At 35.3% G+C, this 1,068-nt stretch carries 2 protein-coding genes; one reads left to right on the forward strand and one right to left on the reverse strand.

Annotation, left to right across the window (positions count from 1 at the left end; translation table 11 throughout):
- On the reverse strand, positions 1 to 288 hold a 288-nt coding region (locus QZ357_RS05020; RefSeq protein ID WP_290772639.1), incomplete at its 3' end, for a PHP domain-containing protein.
- A gap of 140 nt (positions 289 to 428) precedes the next feature.
- Here QZ357_RS05020 and lgt point away from each other — a divergent pair.
- Positions 429 to 1,068, forward strand: a 640-nt coding sequence (gene lgt, locus QZ357_RS05025) for a prolipoprotein diacylglyceryl transferase (protein WP_290772642.1), incomplete at its 3' end; no start/stop codon positions are given.

A 1,068-nucleotide genomic window follows, 5' to 3' on the forward strand; every position in this document is an offset into this window, starting at 1 on the left:
ATTTTCTGCAAGAAGACTAAGGTGAAATCTTTGTCTGTCATTTATAGGGTCTCTTCCTTTTCTGTCTCCTGCGGTCATGTATACTTCACAACCGAGTACAGGCTTTATTCCTTCCGCTTTACAGGCTCTGTAAAACTCAATAACTCCGAACATGTTTCCGTGGTCGGTTATGGCAATGCTGTCCATACCCATGCCTTTTACGATCTTTGGCAGTTCTTTTATCTTACAAAATCCGTCAAGTAAAGAATATTCCGTATGTACATGTAAATGTGTAAATGGTATCGACATTTGTTACTTTCTCCCTATCTAAAAACTAAATTTTATTATATAATATTTTGGCAAAAAAGGAAATAATATATTTATAAATATTTGTATCGGCTTTATTTTATGATATAATTTTTCTGATATTTTTTAGGAGGAAATTTATTATGCTTACACCAAATCCCGTCGCTTTTTCCATTTTCGGTTTTGATATCAGGTGGTATGCCATTTGTATACTCACAGGTATTGTGGTTGCTTTGTTGATTGCCGCAAAAAGGTTAAAAAAACTGAATATGGACACGGATATTATATATGATTATTTGATAGTCTGTCTTCCCCTTGGGATAATATTCGCAAGGTTTTACTATGTCATTTTTGAGTGGGGCTATTACAGCGAACATCTCGATTCTATATATAAAATTTGGAACGGAGGACTTGCCATTCACGGTGGGCTTATCGGAGCTTTTATAGGTATTTGGCTTGTAAGCCGTTATAAAAAGTTAAATGTGCTCACCATTCTCGATGTTATAGCTCCGTGTATCCTTATTGCACAGAGTATAGGAAGATGGGGGAACTATTTTAATATGGAAGCTCACGGCGTACAGACGACTGTTCCTTGGGCGATTAATGTTATCGACCCGACTCTTGGTTCCATAATGGTTCATCCTACTTTTTTATACGAGTCCATATGGGATTTAATCGGATTTTTCCTTTTGTATTTTATAATTGAGCGAAAGTTTAAAAAGTACGAAGGTGAACTTATCTGTTCTTATCTGATATATTATTCTATCGGAAGATTCTTTATAG

It is taken from the genome of Anaerofustis sp. (genome assembly GCF_019420015.1).
In the GTDB taxonomy this organism is placed as follows: Bacteria; Bacillota; Clostridia; order Eubacteriales; family Anaerofustaceae; genus Anaerofustis.